Genomic DNA, 3,238 nt, shown 5'->3' with positions numbered 1-3,238 from the left:
GGCTGGAAGGCATTTCGCGCGGCGAAATCGCAATCGGCGAACGCGTGGTCAACCGCGTCGCGCCGAAAGAACGCGATATCGCCATGGTGTTCCAGAACTATGCGCTCTACCCGCATATGACGGTCTATCAGAACATGGCCTTTGGCTTGACCCTGCGCAAGTTTCCCAAAGAGGAGATCAACCAGCGGGTCAAGGAAGCGGCCGAGGTTTTGAACATCGGTGAGCTTTTGGCCCGCAAACCCAAAGCCCTTTCCGGCGGGCAAAGGCAAAGGGTAGCCGTGGGCCGAGCCATCGTTCGCAAGCCCAAAGTCTTCCTTTTCGACGAACCCCTTTCCAACCTGGACGCCAAACTGCGGGTCCAAATGCGCGTAGAATTAAAAAAGCTTCACGAGCGTTTGCAAACCACCATTATTTACGTGACTCATGACCAGGTGGAGGCTATGACCATGGGGGACCGGATCGTGGTCATGAAGGATGGGTTGAAGCAACAGGTGGGGGCTCCCCTGGAACTCTATTTTCATCCGGCGAACAAATTCGTCGCCGGGTTCATCGGCAGTCCTGCCATGAACTTTGTAGAAGGCAACTTTTTGTCCGAGCAGGGTGGACTCTTTTTTCAAGCCGAGGGTTTCAAGCTAAAAATTCCCGAGGAGAAAGCAGCCAAGCTGAAGAGCTACACCGAGAAACGAGTGATCTTTGGCATTCGGCCTGCGGATTTACCGGAAGCGCCTTGCTCGGTTCCTGGGGAAACGATCGATGTCGTGGTCGAGGTGATGGAGCCCTTGGGAAACGAAGTCTTCCTGGATGTGAAAGCTGGAGACCAGTCCCTGATTGCCCGGGCTGATCCCAGCACCAAAGCCAAACCCCATGCCAAACTCTGCCTCAAGCCGAACCCGGAAAACATGAACTTCTTTGACATCCGGGATGAACGAGCCCTGCTTTAAAAGCAGAGCGCCAGGCGCATAGCGCATAGCGCGAAGTATTACCAACAGGGATCCCTAAACGCTCTGCGCCATGCTCTCTGCGCTATACTTCTTTACCCTCCGGCCAGGATCGGCAGAAAGAGGATCTGATCTCCATCCTTCAGCTTTGTATCCATCCCCTGAGAAAGATCAATGTGATTATTGATCAGCAGGCTTACTTCACTGGATAGGCTCTGGGTTTCGGGGTCGAATAAGGCTTCGGAGAAATGGCTGAACCTTCCAGCCAGACGGGTCAGGAGGGAACGCAAGGACTCCCCTTCTTCCACCGGTTCCTCCAGGATGACGGGCCCCGGCTGATCAAAACCGAGGCGGTCAGCCATCCACAATTCTAATCTGACCTTTGGAGGGATCAAGCAAGGAAATCCTTTTGCTTACTTTTCCATGGCGAAATTGGTGTTAAATTCCAAATCTCAAGCACCAACTTTCCAACAATTCTGATGTGGATCAGTCATTTAGAACTTCTCGATGAGTTCCTCCAACCCCACAGACTTGAGAGTCTGCGGAAGTGGCCTTCCCGTCTCCGGGTCCCAGCCCATCAATTCCCGGTAGGTGCGGACCATAAAATCGAAGTAGGGCTGGATTGGTCTTCCTTTGACCGGGCCATCCTTGGGCGTCTCGCTATAGCGGACGGAAGGTCGCTCCATCTCGGGCTTCAGCCCGTGGCGGAAATTGAAGACCCGCAGGAGGTGGACGATCCGCAGGCCGATGCGGGTGGCACTTTGCAAATCAAGATCCCATCCCGTTACCGCATTGGTGCATTGCACGGTTAATTCCCGATTCGGGCAGCAGAAAGCGCATATCCCCAGGCAGTCCACGAACTGCAGCCAGCCGTTCTCCTTGGCATTGATCGCCGCCACTTCCCAGGGAGAGAATTTTTCGAATACAGGAGGATACCCCAACCGTTCCGGGAAAACCCCGCCGCGGGTAGCCTCAATGGTTCCCGTGTTGGATACACAAGTATCCAACATCTCACACCAACGGCCGCGGTGATCATGACTTCTGGGCGCGGCTCCGGTATGGGTGTAGATGGCCCAATTGACCGCTTCTCCCCCGATTTTCTCCGAAGCCCTCTTCACCCCTTCTGCCAGGAGATCCCCAATACCCCGCCGGTGGGCAATCCGCTCCAAAATCGCCTTGACCGCCTCCACGTTGCCCCACGTTAAATCCAGGCCGTCCAGGTCTTTCTTGCTGACAACTCCTTTTTCGTAACATTCCATGGCCCAGCCAATCGTCCACCCGGCTTCGTTCAGGTCCATACCCATCTGGTCGTTAAAGCGGTTGAGCATAACGGCAGCTCCCGAGTCCTTGTTCCCGATTACCGGCCCCCAGGTGGCCAGCCCCTCGTATTCCGGCTCTTCCCCCACAAAGCCGGCGTAAGGTCCTTCGGTGACCTCACAGGTTTTACAATGGCGCAGCTGGCAGGCCCAGCAGGGGTTATGCTTCATTTTAAAATGGGTGCGAAGGTACTGGCCGTCAAATTGCGCATGTTCCGGGAATAGGTTGGTGGTGTAGTTCTTCACCGGCAGCCATCCCCCGAGGGCGGCTCCTGAAAATCCCCCGCCCGTTCCAAATTCGTAAATCCGTTTTGACCCTTTGGTTTTAGCATCTTCGTGTAATTCGCGGGTCAATCTTTCTACCGCCTTTTTATCTTTCACGGGAATTTCCGCCTGGCCCCGGGCCACTACGATGGCCTTGAGACGTTTCGACCCCATAACGGCTCCCATGCCGTTGTGGGCAACCACATGGCCCCCATCGCCGGAGATCATGGCAAAACGGACCAGGTTTTCTCCTGCTGGTCCAATACACTGGATGCTTCCCCGATGGCCCAGGCCCAATTCTTTACGTAAAATCTCTTCGCTCTCAAAAGTCCCTTTGCCTTGCAGATGTCGGGCATCGCGGATTTCGGCTTTCCCGTCGTGGATAAAAAGATAGACCAAGTGGGAAGCAGCTCCTTGCACTACAATTCCATCAAAACCGGCCAGTTTGAGATAAGCCCCGAAAAGACCGTTAGCTTGAGAACATCCCGCCAGGTTGGTCATAGGTCCTTTTGTTATAACAGAAAAGGTTCCGGTCCCCGAGATCCTTGTTGCTCCCAGAGGCCCGGAAAAGATGATGATCCGGTTATTCGGATCGTTCCATTCTACTCCCGAAGGAACTTCGTCATAAAGATATCGGGCTCCTATTCCAGTTCCGCCAACATACTTTTTCAATATTGCGTCGGGGAGTTCTTCCTCTTTGATTTCCCCCTTGCTCAGATC

General features: G+C 54.3%; 3 protein-coding genes. 1 reads left to right on the top strand and 2 read right to left on the bottom strand.

Annotation, left to right across the window (positions count from 1 at the left end):
- Positions 1 to 941, top strand: a 941-nt coding sequence (locus Q7V48_11460) for an ATP-binding cassette domain-containing protein (GenBank protein MDO9211344.1), incomplete at its 5' end; no start/stop codon positions are given.
- Positions 942 to 1,033: 92 nt separating this feature from the next.
- Here Q7V48_11460 and Q7V48_11455 read toward each other — a convergent pair.
- Together Q7V48_11455 and Q7V48_11450 are read right to left on the bottom strand one after the other, a co-directional pair.
- Complete coding sequence (locus Q7V48_11455) at positions 1,034 to 1,300, bottom strand: MoaD/ThiS family protein (protein ID MDO9211343.1); 267 nt, start codon at positions 1,298 to 1,300, stop codon at positions 1,034 to 1,036.
- Between the two features lie 132 nt (positions 1,301 to 1,432).
- Positions 1,433 to 3,238 (bottom strand): aldehyde ferredoxin oxidoreductase C-terminal domain-containing protein (locus tag Q7V48_11450; GenBank protein MDO9211342.1); only part of this gene is annotated, 1,806 nt, incomplete at its 5' end.

Source organism: Deltaproteobacteria bacterium (assembly GCA_030654105.1).
GTDB lineage: Bacteria > Desulfobacterota > SM23-61 > SM23-61 > SM23-61 > JAHJQK01.
The sequence above is the reverse complement of the archived record's forward strand: the minus strand, read 5'-3'. Positions and strand labels throughout refer to the sequence as shown.

Coding starts and splice junctions, on each gene's coding strand:
- Q7V48_11455 (MDO9211343.1), bottom strand. CDS start 1,300: ATGGCTGACCGCCTCGGTTTTGATCAGCCGGGGCCCGTCATCCTGGAG.